Consider the following 17,373-nt stretch of genomic DNA (forward strand, 5'->3'; position numbering starts at 1 on the left):
GAGTTAGTCGAACAAAAAAAGTGAGCGAACATGGAAGATGTAGCACTCAAACTGGCGGCAATTGGCGTTGCTGGCATCGGTGCACAATGGCTGGCATGGCGCTTTAAACTGCCAGCGATTGTCCTCTTATTACTTGCTGGTTTTATCGCCGGCCCAGTAACAGGCTTTATTGATCCAAGCACCGATTTTGGCGAAATTTACAAACCCGTTGTCGGCTTAGCAGTAGCAATCATTCTTTTTGAAGGCGGGCTTACGCTCAATTTCCGTGAAATATCTGAAACCTCCAAAGGCGTGCGCCGGATGATCCTCATTGCAGGACCGCTCACATGGCTTGGCGCGCTTTTAGCAGCCCATTATGTCGGCGGCTTGGCTTGGCCTGCTGCCATGGTGCTCGGTGCGATATTGGTTGTCACCGGACCAACCGTTATTATGCCGCTGTTGCGCTCGGCAAAACTCTCGCAGCGCCCTGCCTCAATGCTACGCTGGGAAGCCATCGTCAACGACCCGATAGGCGCGCTTTTAGCGGTGATTACTTTCGAGGTTTTTCTGGCGACCCAAAGCGTCAATGGCCATGGTGCAGGCGCGATTATTCTGAATGTCGTTTCAGCCTTCGCCTTTGCGGTCATTATTGGTTATGCGGCTGGATACTTATTATCACGCGCCTTCATAAAAGGCCTCATTCCAGACTATCTTAAAGCACCGGTGCTTTTTACAACCGTCCTTGCGCTGTTTGCTGTGTCAAACATGATTTTAGAAGAGTCTGGGCTTCTCACTGTCACCGTGATGGGCATCACGCTTGCCAATACACGCATCGCCTCCCTGACAGAAATGCGCCGATTTAAAGAGACCGTCACCGTCCTTCTCGTCTCTGGCGTTTTCATTTTGCTCACAGCAGCGCTTGATTGGGAAACCATTCAAACACTTGATTGGAACGCACTTGCCTTCGTGGTGCTTCTGCTCTTTGTCGTCAGACCCATCGCCGTTACCATCGCAACCATCAGAACTGGCCTGACATGGCAAGAACGTCTTTTGGTTGGCTGGATAGCACCGCGCGGTATTGTTGCCGTCGCCGTTGCAGGCCTATTCGGTGCCTCTTTGGTTGCCGCTGGTGTTGAAGACGGGCAGCGCATGATTGCCCTCACCTTTGCCGTTGTTGTCGGCTCTATTCTACTCCACGGCTTTTCACTATCGCCCCTATCGAGTGCGCTTGGACTTAAAACGACGGAAAAGCCTGGCGTCTTGCTTGTTGGCGGATCAAAATGGTCCACCGCACTTGCCAGACGTCTTCAAGCAATGGAAATTCCGGTCACCATTTCAGATTCAAACTGGAACCACCTGTCCGAGGCAAGGCTCGCAGATATTCCAGTACATTTTGGCGATGTCTTGTCTGAGCACTCTCACCATCACCTCGCACTCAACAAGTTTTCAACATTGATCGCGGTAAGCGATAATGATGCTTATAATGCCTTGGTGTGCACGGATTTTGGACCAGAAATGGGCCGCAGTCATGTGTTCCAAATCGGTGCTTATAAAGAGCAATCAGAACGCAAAGCACTCAGCTTCACACTTGGCGGCAGGCAATTAATGTCGCCCGGCATCAGCTATGATGAGCTTGAACAAAAAACACGTGAAGGCTGGACATTCCAATCAACACGCATCACCGATGAATTCACCTTTGAGAAATTTCAGGACACACGCCCAGAAGGCACGCATGTTGTGCTATGGCGCAAACCAGATGGCAAATTGATCCCCGGCAAAGCGCTTGAGGACCATCAACCACAGCCAAAAGATGTGATTATGAGTTTTGCGATGGCCAAACCTGAAAAAGAAGCGGTAAAGATAAAAACCGAAAAGAAATTACCCGATCCTAAATTGCCGAAATAAAGAAACACACATGTCCCAAAGCCTGATTAGTCTGCGTACCGGAAAAGCCGAAGCAGAACGCATATTCTCACTGCTCGAACTTGAGTTCGAAGATGACGGCTATGCCATTGCCATTACTGAAATAGATGAAGATGCCGATATTCATATGGTGTCTTTGTATATCGATACGGATGATGCCCTGATTGATGATGTCACGGCCCGCATCAAAAACGGCCTCGGCTCCGATGGATTTGGCGTGTCAATTACACGCGAAGACCTGCCCGACATTGACTGGGTTGCAAAATCGCTTGAAGGCTTGAAGCCCGTACGCGCTGGACGCTTTTTGGTGCATGGCGCACATGACCGCCATGCCGTGCGTGCTGGCGATGTTGGTATTGAGATTGACGCAGGCCAAGCATTTGGCACTGGCCATCATGGAACCACCAGCGGCTGCTTGATCATGCTTGAAAACATTATCAACAAGCGCAAACCCTATAGTGCGCTTGATCTTGGTGCAGGCAGCGCTGTTTTAGCTATCGCCATTGCAAAACTAACGTCAGCAAAAATTCTGGCGACCGATATTGATCCGATCGCAGTAAAAGTTGCGCGTGAAAACGTTGCTCTTAATGGCCAGACCGCTCAAATTCAGTGCGAAACATCCATTGGCTTCAAACATTTGGCTTTTAAACATCAAGCCCCGTTTGAATTGATTGTTGCCAATATTTTACCTTGGCCGCTCATGGCGATGGCGCTCGATATTGAAAAACATCTGGCCTATGGCGGCGATCTTATTTTGTCAGGTATTTTGACCCATCAGCGTAGAATGGTTGTCGCCGCTTTCCGCAATATGGGACTGACGCACCGCCGCACCATTGAGCGTGAAGGCTGGGTAACTATTCACTTGCGCCACGGTAATCTATAAATTCAAAGCAATAAAAAAGCGGCCAAAAGCCGCTTTTTTTTCAACTCTATAACCGTTGCTTAGAACGGGTAGTAGGATGACTTGTTCTTAGACAACTCATTACGGTCATAGCCGTGAGCTTTAAGTGTTTTGTCGTCAAGCATCAAAAGTGCGCCGTTTACATATGCCTTGGCTTGGCGTGAACGTGCATCCATCATTGCCTCTAAGAAACCTTTGCGGTTTGCCATGACTATTCTCCAAAATTGTTTTCGCGTTGTTGCGATAAAAACAATATGGGATATGAAGAGCACTTCTACCACGCATAATACAGCAATGCAGCTATGCGTTTTTGCATGTGCGAACAAATCTTATTGCAACGCAACATTAACCTTCCACCTTGAAGGCATGGTGCAGCTCAGATAGCTTGCCGAAAAACACAACGGATACTTATATGTTTCAATCTTTTGACGTCACTTCTGAAAAATCTGAAGGCCCAGCACGCGTTGCCGCTTTGCGCGAGCGCATGGCAGACCTAGGCATTGATGCATTTATTGTCCCCCATAGCGATGAGCACCAAAATGAATATCTGCCAAAACGTGCAGAACGATTGGCTTGGCTGACAGGCTTCACCGGCTCTGCGGGTGCTGCCGTTATCTTGGCTGATAGCGCACATGTTTTCTCTGATGGTCGCTACACCGTGCAATTGCGTGAGCAGACAGACGCAGAAACATTTGAGCGCCATGACCTTACCAAAGCTGGCCCTGCCCTCAATTTGAATAAATGGGCCTCAAAAGATATGCGCATTGGCATCGATCCTTGGCTGCACACAATGGCAGGCATCGCCGCTTTTGAAAGCGCCGCCAATCACATTGGCGCAACTCTTGTGAAGCTTGATGAAAATCCGCTTGATGCAACATGGACAGATCAGCCAGATGCACCAAAAGGCAAAGTCGCAATCCACGATATGGAATATGCAGGCGTTCAGCCAAAGCAAAAGCTCAACGAAATAGCCAAAACCGTGCGAGAATCAGGCGCTGATGTAACCGTACTGACTGATCCGACGTCTATCTGTTGGGCGTTCAATATTCGCGGTGAAGACCTATCGCATATGCCTCTCGTGCTCAGCTTCGCTATCGTTCCAAAACAGGGCGACGCGATGTTGTTTATCGATCAAAGCAAAATCGACACAGAAGAGGAAGCATATCTGACCCAGCTTGCGCAGCTATCTTCAATAGATGAGCTGGAAGCAGCGCTTGTCTCTCTCGGAGAAGCCGAACTAAACGTCCTGCTCGATCCATCATTGGTGGCCGCAAAGATTGCCGAAACACTCGAAACATCGGGCGCGACAATCATTAAAGGCGATGACCCATGCCGTCTTCCACGCGCTTGCAAAAACCGCATTGAGCGCAAAGGTGCGATGGAAGCACACAAGCGCGATGGCGCTGCGATGGTGCAATTCTTAAGCTGGATGGATAGCCAGAAAGCTGAAGATCTTGATGAAATCAAAATCGCGCAAACGCTGGAACAAATCCGCATTGAAACTGGTGAGCGTCTTGGCTTTCCGCTCAAAGAGATTTCATTTGATACGATTTCCGCTGTTGGTCCGAATGCCGCCTTGCCGCATTACCGCGTCAATACGCAGAGCAACCGTCAAGTGAGGGACGGCGACCTCGTCTTGGTAGATTCCGGCGCTCAATATTTGGACGGCACAACCGATATTACGCGCGTTATTCCTGTGGGCGAGCCAGCAGAAGACAAGCGCCGCCATTTCACACTCGTTCTTAAAGGCATGATCGCGATCTCCGAAGCCAAATTCCCAGTCGGCACACGCGGCATCGACATTGATGGTCTTGCCCGTCAGGCATTATGGGCAGAAGGCTATGATTATGCCCATGGCACAGGCCACGGCGTTGGTTCTTACCTTGGTGTCCATGAAGGCCCACAAGGCATCCACCGCCGCGCTATGGTTGAGTTTGAACCTGGCATGATCGTCTCCAATGAGCCTGGCTATTACAAAGAAGGCAGCCACGGCATTCGCATCGAGAATATTCTGGTGGTCAATCCACCGAAAATACCTGAAGGCGGCGACCTAGAAATGTTAAGCTTTACAACGCTGACGCTTTGCCCGATTGACCGCCGTTTGATCGATGTGTCTTTGCTCACCGTTGCCGAAAAACGATGGGTCAACGGCTATCACAGCAAGGTGCGCACAGAACTATCCAAACTGATCGAAGATGAAGACACGCTTCATTGGCTGGAAAAAGCAACGCGCCGCATCAAGCGCGTTTAATCAGCCGATAAAATAGCGCAGTCCTAATATGCAGGCCCAGCCGAGTGCAAATACCGGCAGGGCCGGCAGAAATAGAGCAAGCACAGCCACAACGGCCAAAGTGAGCGTTTCCGCTAAGCCAAAAAAGGCAGCGTAAGGCGCAACAATTGCGGTCAAAACAGCTGCGGGCACTGCCCGCAAGCCTGCATCGACGCGCGGATGAATTTTGTCAAAACGTGACAAAACAACGTGCCCACCGATACGGGTTAAATAGGTCGCAAACGCGCCAGCAAAAATTATCCAGATTATTGTCGACATTATTCTGCTACCAATTTTGCATCTTTGGGCAATCCAATGATTGCCGCTACTACTATGCCTGCCAAAGCGCCAATCGTGACGTACCAAGGCGAACCAACATAATGATAGGCAAACATTGATGCTGCGCCACTGGCAATAACTATGACAGCCCAGTTATTGCGTTTGCGGAAACCCATCACAATAGACATAAAATAAACAGGCAAAAGAAAATCGATACCAATCGCTTCTGGATTGGCAATCAAATTACCGAACGTCGCCCCGATGACCGTCGCGATTTGCCAAGGAATCCAAAAACAAAGCCCTGCACCAAGCATCCATGAAAAACTGATCTTTTCACCGCGATCATGTCTTTCTTCAATCATCGCATACAAAGGGTCGATGAGAAAAAAGAAAGATAAATAACGCTCCATGAAAGTCATATGCGTCATATATCTGCCGGTGACAGCCGAATATAGAATATGGCGAAAATTCACGGCAAAGATTGAAAGGACGATCAACCAAGGCGCAACATTTGCACCAAAAAGCTCAATACCAACCAACTGGCTTGCACCAGCAAATAGCGTCGCACTCATCAAAAAGCTTTCAAAAATGGTCATTCCATTTTTAACCGCTAATGTGCCAAAAAGAACACCAAAAGGCAGTGCTGCTAAGACCATAGGTATGGACATAACAACGCCGGATTTGAACTCTGATTTTGTGAACGTCAATGTATCTCTCCAATAAGGAGACCCTATTGGAAGCAACAATTTATTGCACTTGAATAATTGTGATCGTGACAATCAGATGTTTTGAAGGCGAGCTTAAGCGTTCGCCACGCGCTCAAACCATTCATCTTCGTCAATCACTTCAATGCCCAATTCCTGCGCCTTTTTAAGCTTTGAACCAGCGCCTGGCCCAGCAACCAAAAGATCGGTTTTCGACGAGACAGAGCCGGATGCTTTAGCGCCAAGCCGCTCAGCCATAGATTTTGCCTCATCACGGCTCATCCGTTCCAATGAGCCAGTAAACACGATTGTTTTGCCTGCGTAAGCGCTATCGCTTTTAGGCTTTTCAGCGTCCTGCGGCGTCAGCTGCTCGACAAGCGCTTTGACCATATCAAGATTGTGTTCTTCGCCAAAGAAACGCGCAACGGCATCAAGCACAGCAGGCCCAACATCATCCAGTGCTTCCATTTCGCCGCGCGCAACCATATCGCCATTGGCAATAGCAAGCGCTGCCTTTTCAAAAGCGCCCCAGCTTTCATAGCCCTTGGCCAATGTCTTGGCCGTCGTCTGACCGACATGGCGAATACCAAGGCCAAAGATCAAACGATCAAGCGGTATGCTCTTTTTTTCATGGATAGCTGCAAAGAGTTTCGCCGCAGATGTTTCGCCAAAACCCTCGCGGTTTTTCAATTTGCGCAGTTCATCTTTTTGGTCATTTTCCTGCAATTTGAAAATATCAGCAGGCGTGCGAATTTGCAGAGGGTCATCATCTGGCAAATCGTAAAAATACTCGATCTGCTTATCGCCAAGCCCATCAATGTCGAACGCTTTGCGTCCAACAAACAGCTTCAAATGTTCCTTGCGCTGGAACGGACAAGCAAACTCACCTGTACAGCGGCGAATAACCCCCGCCTCACCCGTAGCCTTGTCCTCTTGTACAAGCTCGGTCTTTAAAGGACATGAACAATGGGTGGGGAAGTTAAACGGCTCAACACTATTGGAGCGTTTTTCTGGCACATAGCCCAGCACTTGTGGGATCACATCACCGGCGCGCTGCACGGTGACAGTATCTCCGATCATAATACCGAGCCGCTCGATTTCCTCTGCATTGTGCAGCGTAGCATTGGTGACAACAACACCGCCAACGGTAACAGGTTCAAGCCGCGCAACAGGCGTATGTGCGCCCGTGCGGCCAACCTGAATATCGATTGCTTTGAGAATTGTAACTGCTTTTTCAGCCGGAAATTTATGTGCAATCGCCCAGCGCGGCGAACGCGAGACAAAGCCTAGACGCTGCTGCAAAGAAAGATCGTCAACCTTGTAAACAACGCCGTCGATGTCGTATTCCAGTTCCGCGCGGCCAAGCTCAATCTTGTGGTAATGTTCAATCAGCGCAGACACATCATCAAAAACCGCCATCAGCGGATTAATGGAAAAGCCATAGCTTTTCAGCTTTTCAACCATGCCGCTTTGCGTGTCCGCAGGCATCACACTCACCTCGCCCCATGCATAGGCGAAGAACTTGAGCGGGCGCGCTTTGGTGATCGATGCATCAAGCTGGCGCAATGATCCGGCAGCCGTGTTGCGCGGGTTCACATAGGTTTGCTTGCCTGCGGCCTCTTGCGCCACATTGAGCGCTGCGAAATCAGCTTTGGTCATATAGACCTCGCCGCGCACCTCAAATACGTCCGGTGCATTTTCAGGCAAACGATCAGGAACGTCTGAAATTGTCCGCGCATTGGCCGTTACATTTTCGCCAACAGCCCCGTCGCCACGCGTTGCCGCATAGATAAGTTTGCGATTTTCATAGCGCAGCGACAGCGACAAACCGTCAATTTTTGGTTCAGCGGTCAAGCGTAAAGGTGCCGTCTCCGGCAATTTCAAAAAGCGTTTCACCCGTTTGGCAAAGTCTTCAACATCATCATCAGAAAAAGCATTATCGAGCGACAGCATCGGCACGGCATGACGCACTTTTTCGAATTTCTCAGAAATTGTCGCCCCTACTTTTTCAGAAGGGCTATCTGCACGTTTTAAACTCGGAAAACGGGTTTCGATTTCCTCATTGCGCTTTTTTAAGGCATCATAGTCAGCATCTGAAATAAGCGGCGCATCTTGCGTGTGATAGGCAAGATCGTACTTGGCCATATCTGCCGCAAGAGCAGCCAGTTCAGCTGCAGCCCGTGTCTCGTCGAGATCAGAAACTTTTATGAGACGCAATTCATTCGCCATGGCTTAACCTGCATTTAAAAGTTGTGCTGCTGCTGCGCGTGCTTCATCGGTTACTGTGGCACCAGAAAGCATACGTGCAAGCTCCTCAAGGCGCTTATCCATATCAATCTCAACGATAGAGGTCGCCAGTTTGTCTGCATCTTCTGTCTTCTTCGAAATCAAGAAATGATGCTCTGCGCGCGCGGCAACCTGCGGTGCATGTGTCACGGACAAGACTTGAACTTTTGTCGACAAACGCGAAAGGCGCGAGCCAATGGCATCTGCAACCGCGCCGCCAACGCCAGTGTCAATTTCATCGAACACCAATGTTGGTGCAGAACCACGGTCCGCAAGCGCAACTTTTAACGCGAGCAAAAAGCGCGAAAGCTCGCCGCCCGATGCAACCTTCATCATCGGCCCTGGCCGTGTGCCCGGATTAGTTTGAACCCAGAACTCAATCGTATCAATGCCAGTTTCCGCACGGTTTTCAGCGTCCGATGTCTGATTGATGATAAACGCCGCCTTTTCCAGTTTCAAAGCTGGCAATTCGGCCATTACCGCTGCAACCAACTGGTCGGCAGCCGCTTTTCGCGCTTCGGAAAGCTGCAACGCTGCACGGTCATACATCGCCAGCGCTTCGCCTTCAGCCTTTTCAAGCTCAATCAACCGCGCTTCACCGGCATCAAGCTCGGCCAATTGGTCTGCCATTTGAACAGCAAGTTCAGCCAGATTTTCAACCGGAACGTTGAATTTGCGCGATGCAGCCCGCAGCGAAAATAGTCGCTCCTCGGTTTGCTCAAGCACACGGTTGTCAAAATCAGAAATATTGATCGCTTTTTCGATCAGCGTTTGCGCTTCTGCCAGATGGTCGAGCGCTTTGCCCAAATTCTCATTGGCTTCTTCCAAAAGCCCCGGTGCTTCTTCTGTCTTGCGTTCAAGACGCCGCAGCAAGCTCGCAATATCGGGCACAGGTGATTTGGGACCGGATAAAACCTCATGCGCATCATTCAAGTCAGACGCAATTTTCTCCGCCTGCATCATACCCTGACGCTTTTCGGCAAGCTGAGTTTCCTCGCCCTCTTCTGGCGCGAGTGCTTCAAGCTCTTCCGATGACGCTTTGAGGTAATCAGCTTCTTTGGCTGCCTCTGCCACCCGCGCTTTATGTGTCAGAAGCGCTCTAACTGCCGCACGCCAATCATGATGCAAACGTGCAATATGTTCAGTTTCAGTTGATAATTGTCCAAATGCGTCGAGAAGATCGCGGTGCGTATCTGTTTCTATCAGCGCTCGCTCATCGTGTTGACCATGTATTTCAACAAGATGCTTGCCGACTTTTTGCAAAAGGCCAGCGCTAACAGATTGATCATTGATATAAGCGCGGGTGCGCCCATCGCCTGATTGAACACGGCGAAAAATTAATGCTTCGCTCGGATCAACATCAATGCCTGCATCTTTAATTTCCGAGCGTAGCGGGTGCACGGCCGGTAATTCGAATATGGCTGTCACTTGGCCTTGATTAGCACCTTGGCGCACCAAACCAGCATCGCCGCGTGCACCAAGTGCCAAGGCAAGTGAATCAAGCAGAATAGATTTACCCGCGCCGGTTTCACCGGTAAGCACAGAAAGTCCATCATCAAAGCGTATCGTTAGCGCTTCGATCAGAACAATGTCGCGGATCGAAAGCTCAGCCAGCATTCTTTAAAGGTTCCTGAAACAGAGAATCGGACGAACGAAACTCAATCCCCGATTAAGAGCGGTTGAACGCACGAGATAACCATGAGCCTGAATTTTGTTGTGGTTTCAAACCGCCAGATTGCAGAAGCTTGTAAGAGCTTGCGTACCATTCGCTGTCTGGGAAGTTGTTACCCAAAATAGCGGTTGCTGTTTGTGCTTCGTTGGTCAGGCCCATCGCCATATAAGTCTCGGTAAGGCGCGCTAACGCCTCTTCAATATGGCGCGTGTTTGAATATTCTTCGACCACACTTCTAAAACGAGACAAAGATGCAGCATATTCACGGCGTTCTAGGTAATAACGGCCGATCTGCATCTCTTTACCAGCAAGCTGGTCCGTACCGATGCGGATTTTTGCTTTCGCATCATCCACATAGATCGAATCAGGGTAGCGCTCCAACAACTCGTTGAAGTTCTGAATCGCAAGACGCGTATCGCGCTGGTCGCGCGTTACAACCGGCATCTGACTGAAATAGGAAATACCAATGATATACTGCGCGTAAGCTGCATCTTCATGCGTTGGATAAAGGCTCACAAACCGGCGCGCTGAAGATATAGCTTCATCAAAATTACCCTGCTTATACTGGGTAAATGCAGCTAACACATTGGCTTTACGAGCAAATTCTGAATAAGGGTGCTGGCGGTCAAGCGCATCAAACTTTTTAGATGCCTCGCGCAAACGGCCTTGGTTCATATTGGCAAGGCCCTGATTATAAAGCACATCAGCAGGCTCGATAGTCTCAACATAAGCGTTCAGATCAACATCATCATTATCTTTGGCACAGCCAGAAACAACGCCAACAGCCAATCCGGCTACAAGCAAATTGCGACCGATGGAAAATGCGCGGTATTTTGAACGCGATGAACGATTTTCAGATGTCATATTAACTACCGGCTTCTTTAAACGCAGGACACACAATGTCCTTAACAATACCACAAAACTGAGCGGAATAAACTTCTCGCTCAGCGATGCACACCAAATGCCGCAATTTTGTGACTTGATCAAGCTTTGTCGGTGTTTTTAAAGCCAATCGAGACTTCTACACATCCCAAGGGGCATATGCCTGAGCAGCAATAGCCACAAACTCGCGCGCAAACGCACGTTCGCGCGGTTCTGGTGTTTCAACAATCTCAAATGCGGTGCGATCAGCCAAAAGTTCTTTTAAAACTGTAGCATTAAGGCGGTGACCACCGCGATAAGAGCGGAAGCTTCCGATAAATTGTGCACCAGCCAATGCTAGATCGCCAACAGCATCCAGCGTTTTATGGCGAACAAACTCGTCCTTAAACCGCAAGCCTTCGCGGTTAATAACCATATTGTCATCACCGATAACCACTGAATTATCGAGCGATGAACCAAGCGCATGGCCAGAAGCCCATAGCCGCTCAACGTCTTTCATAAAGCCAAAAGTGCGGGCGCTTGAAAGTTCATTGCGAAATACATCGCCATCAACTTCCGATTTAAATTCCTGGCGGCCAATAGCAGCACTCTCAAAATCAATCACGACTTCAAAACGTGTGCCTTCATACGGGCTAAACTCGGCCCATGAGCCACCAATTTCAGCGCGTACAGTCTTTTTAACGCGGATATAACGGCGCTTAGCAGCAAAATGCGTTAGGCCAGCCTCATCAATCGCATCAATAAATATGCGTGAACTACCGTCCATAATCGGCACTTCATGGCTATCAACTTCAATAATAACATTATCAAGACCAATGGCTGAAAACGCAGCCATCATATGTTCAATGGTCGATACATGTATTTTTGAAGGATCGCCAAGCATCGTGCACAGATCGGTTGCCCCGACATGGCTTACGACAGCGGGAAAGTCATGTGTTGTGCCGTCAGGCATGATGCGGCGAAATATAATTCCCGTATTAGGATCAGCGGGCAACATAGAGATAGAAACACTATCACCGCTATGAACACCAATACCTGAAAGATTTACAACTTCGCTGAGTGAGGTTTGATAAGCCCTCAAATCGGTCCCCATAGACACTTCCTTATTAGGCGCTCAATGCGGAACCCTGCTAGCCGCAAATGAGAATACGCGCTCATACCCCGCAGGTAACATATCCGCGAGTCGGCTCGCTTTCCAAATCACGCTTTCTTACTAATTGTTACCAAGTGAAACATTTAGAATTTAGCAACAAAGAATAATAAAATCATAATGTTAACAAACCTGTAACGGGCTCCGCATGCGAAGCCCGTTACAATAATACAGCGTAATGTTACAAGCCGTTAGTTAGCTTGACGGCGCAAGAATGCCGGAATTTCCAACTGATCATCATCCTGATTAACAGCGGTAGGTTGTGTTCTACCCTGATTGTCATGCTGACTTCTTGCAGGCGCATACATAGATGCTTCTTGGCTGAGAGGACGGCGTGTCTCTTCAGAACGTTGTTCACTCGCTGGGTTCATCGGGCGAAGGCGCGGTTCAGCTGGCGCTTCATGCTCTTCGCGGCGTGACAAACCATTTGTTAAGCGCTTCAAAAGACCAAGCGGTCCACGATCATCATCTTCTGCAACGCGCGGTGCTGTGCGTGCAGTTTTAGTTTCAAGTTCTGCCTGAACCATCGGTGGAAAATCTTCCACTTGCGGCATTCTTGACTCAACAGACGGTGTTGAAGCAGCAGGCTGTGCAGCAGTTGGCATAGGCACAACAGTTGGCTGTGGCTTAACCTCGGCAACAGGCTCGCGAACTGGCTGGGACGGCGCAACGCTTGGCGCTGGTTTTGCTTGCGGTGTTGGTGCCGTGAACAAACGGCTTTGCGGAACGAAGCTTTCTTCTTGCTTTGTTTCTTCAACCTTGCGTGCGTTGGAAAGAGCTTCCATTTCTTTTTGTGCTTCAGCAACAGGATCAAGCGCAGGCTTTGCAGGCGCAGGCTTCGTAGCTTCTACAGGTTTTGCCTGTGGCTGCACGCTAAGCTGAGGGCGTGGCATGGATTGTACCGGAGCAGCGCCGGTTACAGCACGGCTGGGTGTACGGTTATCCACTGAACCAGATGCCTCCATCGACTCAATGCCCGTAGCAACAACTGAAACACGAATGATACCTTCAAGCGATTCATCAAAGGTCGCACCAAGAATGATATTGGCATCCTGATCAACTTCTTCGCGAATACGCGTTGCAGCTTCATCCACTTCAAACAACGTCATATCACGGCCACCAGTGATGGAGATCAACAAGCCGCGCGCGCCTTTCATTGATGTTTCATCAAGCAGAGGATTAGCAATCGCAGCTTCTGCAGCTGTCATCGCACGTCCTTCGCCAGACGCCTCACCCGTGCCCATCATCGCTTTGCCCATATCGCGCATAACTGAACGCACATCAGCAAAATCGAGGTTGATAAGACCTTCTTTGACCATCAGATCAGTAATGCAAGCAACACCAGAATAAAGAACTTGGTCTGCCATACCAAATGCATCAGCAAATGTCGTTTTATCATTGGCAATGCGGAAAAGGTTTTGGTTCGGGATCACAATAAGTGTGTCCACGTTCGCCTGAAGCTCTTCGATACCAGCATCTGCCGTTTTCATGCGGCGTTGACCTTCAAAGTGGAATGGCTTTGTTACCACACCAACAGTCAAGATACCGCGTTCACGCGCTGCACGCGCCACAACAGGTGCTGCACCAGTACCTGTGCCACCGCCCATACCGGCAGTTACGAAACACATATGCGTGCCATTGAGGTGGTCGTTGATCTCGTCGATGCACTCTTCAGCAGCAGCGCGTCCAATGTCAGGCATTGAACCGGCACCAAGGCCTTCGGTTACAACAGTACCAAGTTGAATAATGCGTTCAGCTTTGTTCATCGACAATGCTTGAGCGTCTGTGTTCGCAACAACAAACTCAACGCCATCTAGACCACCAGTGATCATGTTATTGACTGCGTTGCCGCCGCCACCGCCAACACCGAACACAGTGATACGCGGCTTAAGCTCTGTGATGTCAGGCTTCTGTAAATTAATGGTCATGGCTCATTCCCCATTTGGTTTCGGAAGCATTGCCTTGCTGCCGGTGGTCACACTCTCGTGTGAAATCAAAAACTATCTTTGATCCATTGTGTCATGCGACCCAATGGACCTTCGGTTCCGTTACGTTGATGGCGCACCGCGCCCTGAAAATTCGTCAAACTCTGATCGTTATGTGCTGTCTGTGGATAGATCATTAGTCCCACAGTTGCAGCAAATGCTGGTGTTTTAGCCGATGTCGGTAGGCCTTTAATGCCAAGCGGACGGCCAATACGGATATTGCGGCCAAGAACACGCCGCGCCAAATCTGGCAGGCCTGCCATCTGAGCAGCGCCGCCTGTTAGAACAACGCGCTTACCAATGACGCTTGAATGTCCCGATTTATTGAGACGCTCACGCAACATTTCCAAAGTTTCTTCAACACGCGCTGCAATAATACGGTTAAGCAAGCTGCGTGGCACCTGATGCGGGTTATCAAGTCCGTCCTCACCAAGGCCAGGCACAGAAATCATTTCGCGGTCATCAACCGTGGCCGCCATAACCGAACCCTGCATCACTTTCATGCGCTCTGCATTTTCAATGCTGCAAGAAAACCCGCGCGCAATATCCATTGTCACATGATGACCGCCCACAGGAATACAGTCCGCATGGATAAATCGGCGCTCTGAGAAAACAGATATTGATGTTGTGCCGCCGCCCATATCAATACAGGCGCAGCCAAGTTCTAACTCGTCATCAACAAGCGTTGAAAGGCCTGCCGCATAAGGTGTTGCAACCATTTGTTCGACGCTTAAATGCGAACGGTTGATTGCTAATTCCAGATTGCGCAGCGGTGCAGCATCAACGCTGAGCAAATGCATATTCAGCGATAATTCCTCGCCAATCATGCCACGTGGATCAAGAATGCCGCGCTCACCATCAAGCACATGATCAACCGGCATCAAGTGAACCACTTGGCGATCAATACGCGCTGCACGCGCTACCGCAGCTTTTAAGACTTTTTGTATATCTTTTGCAGCGATTGGTCGATCTTCTAGCGTAATCGACGCTGAACATTTTGTGCTGGCCATACGGCCTGCGCTAATATTCGTAATAATAGATTCAACGGTCAGGCCAGCCATGCGCTCAGCGGCTTCAACAGCATGGCGCACTGTGCGCTCAACACTGTCAAGATCAACAATCATGCCAGACTTCATGCCCACAGATTTGGTGTGACCAATACCGATCACTTCTGGCGCATGTGTGCGGCCATGCAAATAACGCCCGCCATCAACCGGCATCATTTTTGCAATAACACAAACGGTTTTTGTGGAACCAATATCCAAAACAGTAACAATTGAGCTGCGAATTTTAGCCATTAGATACGGCTCCCACGCGCTTTGCGTTCTTTTTTCGCAGCATCAGCGCGTGCTTTGACAAAAGCCTCACGGCTTTCCTGTGCATTTTCTGTCAAAGCAAAAATAGTGCGATCCTTTAAACGAAGGTCAATAGCAGCAAGATCACGGTCAAGGACGCCGTGTTTGATTTGCAAATCTGTCAGGCGCGCCAACGCGTCTTCTAATCCTTCATCCGGCAAACGGATCGTCATGCCGTTGTCCAGACGCAAATTCCAGCGGCGCGTACCAACACGAATGAAAGCACGAACACGCCCTGCCAAATCATCGAATTTCGCTACCGTCTCCACAAAAGCTTCACCGTTTTCTGCTGCACCTTTTCCAACAAGGAATGGTAGAGCCGACAAACGGGCATCAGCTGCATAGCCCCCGATAACCGAACCATCCTTTTGAACAACTGTAAGTGCTTCGCCTTGCTGCCAAACAGCAAAAGCATCGCGTTCTTCAATGTCGATTTTCAGCTTATCAGGATAAACTTTTGCGATTCTTGCGGCACCAACCCATGGCAATTGCTTCAATGCTTCGCGCGACGCATCTGGGTCGATGGAAACGAGGGAGCGTTGCTCACCCAAACGCAGCGCAGCAAACACATCATTGGCTGTCGTGTGCGTATTGCCAGAAATTTCAATTTCAGAAACGGCGAAACCAGATTTAGCCGTCACAGAATCCACAGCAACGGCGAATTGTCCGCCCATCACTGAGCCATAAACAATCGCGCCGCCAATAATTGCAGTAATGCCAAATCCTTCGGCATGTTTTGGAATAATGATATGTCCGTCCAGCAGCCGTTTCAAGAAACGGACTGGCCACCGCAGCAAACGCGGCAAAACGCGCAAGTTCGCGTAATGTGCACTTGGAAGCACAGAACCTTCAAACTCTAGCAATTTTGACTTCAACGCGAACAAGAAGCGTCCTCCACCATCCAATGTAAAAGCTCTCCGAAACTATGTCCGGCATAAGCTGCAAGCTCAGGCACTAAAGATGTCGCTGTCATGCCCGGTTGCGTGTTGATTTCCAGCCAGATCACTTCACCTTCTTCAGAGAAACGATCGTCATACCGGAAGTCGGAACGCGTCACGCCGCGACAGCCAAATGCCTTGTGAGCTTTTAACGCCATATTCGTAATCTTTTGGTAAACAAAAGGTGAAATTTTTGCTGGGCATTCATGATTTGATCCCCCAGCAGCATATTTTGCATCAAAATCGTAGAATTCTTGGCCCTGCGGAATTATTTCTGTGACCCCAAGCGCAACATCTCCCATAACGGCACAGGTAAATTCGCGGCCGTGAATATAGCGCTCCACCATAACGCGGTCGCCATATTTCCAATCAGCAGAGGTAATGACTTGCGGCGGATGGCTTTGCCCCTCTTTCACAATCACCACGCCAAAACTTGACCCTTCGGCCACAGGCTTGACCACATAAGGCGGCTGCATCGGGTGCGCGGAAGTAATATCAAAGCGGTTCATCACTTTTGATTCAGCAACAGTAATACCGTGTGTTTTGGCCAACCGCTTAGAAAGCTCTTTGTCCATCGCCACCGCAGTCGCAAGCACGCCTGAATGCGTGTAAGGAATTTGCATAAATTCCAAAACACCTTGAATAGTGCCGTCTTCACCGTAGGGGCCATGCAGAGCATTAAAAGCAACATCCGGCTTCACTTCAGCAAGCTGACTCGCAATATCATGGGTTACATCAATGCGCGTGACACGGTAGCCAAAGCGTTCAAGCTCATCGGCACAGGCATTTCCAGACATCAAACTGACGGGTCTTTCTGACGAAAAACCACCCATCAATACTGCTACATGCTTATCTCGACTGACCAAAGCGCTTCCCCTCGTTTCATAACATCCGCAAGATAAAGCAAGAGTCCGATCACGGCGCAAAACGCAAACCGTGAACCAAGGCAGCAACACACGCACCCGACTCAAACCAAAACGGAACAAGTCTATATGAATCAGAGTGGCGATTCGCTGACAAGTGAAAATCGAAAAAAGTGCCAAAGCATCT

General features: G+C 49.4%; 14 protein-coding genes. 3 read left to right on the plus strand and 11 right to left on the minus strand.

Annotation, left to right across the window (positions count from 1 at the left end; translation table 11 throughout):
* Nucleotides 1-30 precede the first annotated feature (30 nt).
* On the plus strand, nt 31-1,884 hold the full coding sequence (locus C504_RS0105980) for a cation:proton antiporter (RefSeq protein WP_018688408.1): 1,854 nt from the start codon (nt 31-33) through the stop codon (nt 1,882-1,884).
* A gap of 10 nt (nt 1,885-1,894) precedes the next feature.
* Nucleotides 1,895-2,785, plus strand: coding sequence for a 50S ribosomal protein L11 methyltransferase (locus tag C504_RS0105985; protein WP_018688409.1), 891 nt, complete (start codon nt 1,895-1,897; stop codon nt 2,783-2,785).
* A 59-nt stretch (nt 2,786-2,844) separates the two neighbouring features.
* Here the strand turns inward: C504_RS0105985 and C504_RS18830 are convergent, their stop codons facing one another.
* Complete coding sequence (locus C504_RS18830) at nt 2,845-3,012, minus strand: hypothetical protein (RefSeq protein ID WP_018688410.1); 168 nt, start codon at nt 3,010-3,012, stop codon at nt 2,845-2,847.
* 203 nt (nt 3,013-3,215) lie between these two features.
* Here C504_RS18830 and C504_RS0106000 point away from each other — a divergent pair, with 203 nt between their 5' ends.
* Nucleotides 3,216-5,054, plus strand: a complete 1,839-nt coding sequence (locus C504_RS0106000) for an aminopeptidase P family protein (RefSeq protein ID WP_018688412.1) — start codon at nt 3,216-3,218, stop codon at nt 5,052-5,054.
* Here the strand turns inward: C504_RS0106000 and C504_RS0106005 are convergent, their stop codons facing one another.
* The 10 genes from C504_RS0106005 to C504_RS0106050 all read right to left on the minus strand — a co-directional run bounded on the left by C504_RS0106005 (nt 5,055) and on the right by C504_RS0106050 (nt 17,189).
* A complete protein-coding gene (locus C504_RS0106005; protein WP_018688413.1) occupies nt 5,055-5,351 on the minus strand; it encodes an AzlD family protein in 297 nt (98 codons plus the stop codon).
* On the minus strand, nt 5,351-6,058 hold the full coding sequence (locus C504_RS0106010; protein ID WP_018688414.1) for an AzlC family ABC transporter permease: 708 nt from the start codon (nt 6,056-6,058) through the stop codon (nt 5,351-5,353). The genes C504_RS0106005 and C504_RS0106010 overlap by 1 nt, the downstream gene beginning before the upstream one ends.
* 93 nt (nt 6,059-6,151) lie before the next feature.
* Entirely contained in the window at nt 6,152-8,284 is a 2,133-nt protein-coding gene (gene ligA, locus C504_RS0106015; protein WP_018688415.1) for an NAD-dependent DNA ligase LigA, read from the minus strand.
* A gap of 3 nt (nt 8,285-8,287) precedes the next feature.
* Nucleotides 8,288-9,958, minus strand: a complete 1,671-nt coding sequence (gene recN / locus C504_RS0106020) for a DNA repair protein RecN (RefSeq protein WP_018688416.1) — start codon at nt 9,956-9,958, stop codon at nt 8,288-8,290.
* A gap of 52 nt (nt 9,959-10,010) precedes the next feature.
* The gene (locus tag C504_RS0106025) at nt 10,011-10,877 is read right to left on the minus strand and encodes an outer membrane protein assembly factor BamD (protein WP_018688417.1); all 867 of its coding nucleotides are present in this window, start codon (nt 10,875-10,877) and stop codon (nt 10,011-10,013) included.
* Nucleotides 10,878-11,034: 157 nt separating this feature from the next.
* Nucleotides 11,035-11,988, minus strand: a complete 954-nt coding sequence (lpxC, locus tag C504_RS0106030) for a UDP-3-O-acyl-N-acetylglucosamine deacetylase (RefSeq protein ID WP_018688418.1) — start codon at nt 11,986-11,988, stop codon at nt 11,035-11,037.
* A 248-nt stretch (nt 11,989-12,236) separates the two neighbouring features.
* Nucleotides 12,237-13,973: a cell division protein FtsZ gene (gene ftsZ, locus C504_RS0106035; RefSeq protein WP_018688419.1), complete on the minus strand. Its 1,737-nt coding sequence runs from the start codon at nt 13,971-13,973 to the stop codon at nt 12,237-12,239.
* Nucleotides 13,974-14,038: 65 nt separating this feature from the next.
* Complete coding sequence (ftsA, locus tag C504_RS0106040) at nt 14,039-15,328, minus strand: cell division protein FtsA (protein ID WP_018688420.1); 1,290 nt, start codon at nt 15,326-15,328, stop codon at nt 14,039-14,041.
* Entirely contained in the window at nt 15,328-16,269 is a 942-nt protein-coding gene (locus C504_RS0106045) for a cell division protein FtsQ/DivIB (RefSeq protein ID WP_018688421.1), read from the minus strand. The genes ftsA and C504_RS0106045 overlap by 1 nt, the downstream gene beginning before the upstream one ends.
* Complete coding sequence (locus tag C504_RS0106050; protein WP_281167579.1) at nt 16,257-17,189, minus strand: D-alanine--D-alanine ligase; 933 nt, start codon at nt 17,187-17,189, stop codon at nt 16,257-16,259. The genes C504_RS0106045 and C504_RS0106050 overlap by 13 nt, the downstream gene beginning before the upstream one ends.
* Between the last annotated feature and the right edge of the window lie 184 nt (nt 17,190-17,373).

This window comes from Ahrensia kielensis DSM 5890 (genome assembly GCF_000374465.1).
GTDB classification, from domain to species: Bacteria; Pseudomonadota; Alphaproteobacteria; order Rhizobiales; family Rhizobiaceae; genus Ahrensia; species Ahrensia kielensis.

Excerpts from the sequence above, each read along its gene's own strand:
- recN (WP_018688416.1), bottom strand. The coding sequence starts at position 9,958 with ATGCTGGCTGAGCTTTCGATCCGCGACATTGTTCTGATCGAAGCGCTA.
- lpxC (WP_018688418.1), bottom strand. The coding sequence starts at position 11,988 with ATGGGGACCGATTTGAGGGCTTATCAAACCTCACTCAGCGAAGTTGTA.
- C504_RS0105985 (WP_018688409.1), top strand. The coding sequence starts at position 1,895 with ATGTCCCAAAGCCTGATTAGTCTGCGTACCGGAAAAGCCGAAGCAGAA.
- ftsA (WP_018688420.1), bottom strand. The coding sequence starts at position 15,328 with ATGGCTAAAATTCGCAGCTCAATTGTTACTGTTTTGGATATTGGTTCC.
- C504_RS0106025 (WP_018688417.1), bottom strand. The coding sequence starts at position 10,877 with ATGACATCTGAAAATCGTTCATCGCGTTCAAAATACCGCGCATTTTCC.
- ftsZ (WP_018688419.1), bottom strand. The coding sequence starts at position 13,973 with ATGACCATTAATTTACAGAAGCCTGACATCACAGAGCTTAAGCCGCGT.
- C504_RS18830 (WP_018688410.1), bottom strand. The coding sequence starts at position 3,012 with ATGGCAAACCGCAAAGGTTTCTTAGAGGCAATGATGGATGCACGTTCA.
- C504_RS0106000 (WP_018688412.1), top strand. The coding sequence starts at position 3,216 with ATGTTTCAATCTTTTGACGTCACTTCTGAAAAATCTGAAGGCCCAGCA.
- C504_RS0106005 (WP_018688413.1), bottom strand. The coding sequence starts at position 5,351 with ATGTCGACAATAATCTGGATAATTTTTGCTGGCGCGTTTGCGACCTAT.
- C504_RS0105980 (WP_018688408.1), top strand. The coding sequence starts at position 31 with ATGGAAGATGTAGCACTCAAACTGGCGGCAATTGGCGTTGCTGGCATC.
- ligA (WP_018688415.1), bottom strand. The coding sequence starts at position 8,284 with ATGGCGAATGAATTGCGTCTCATAAAAGTTTCTGATCTCGACGAGACA.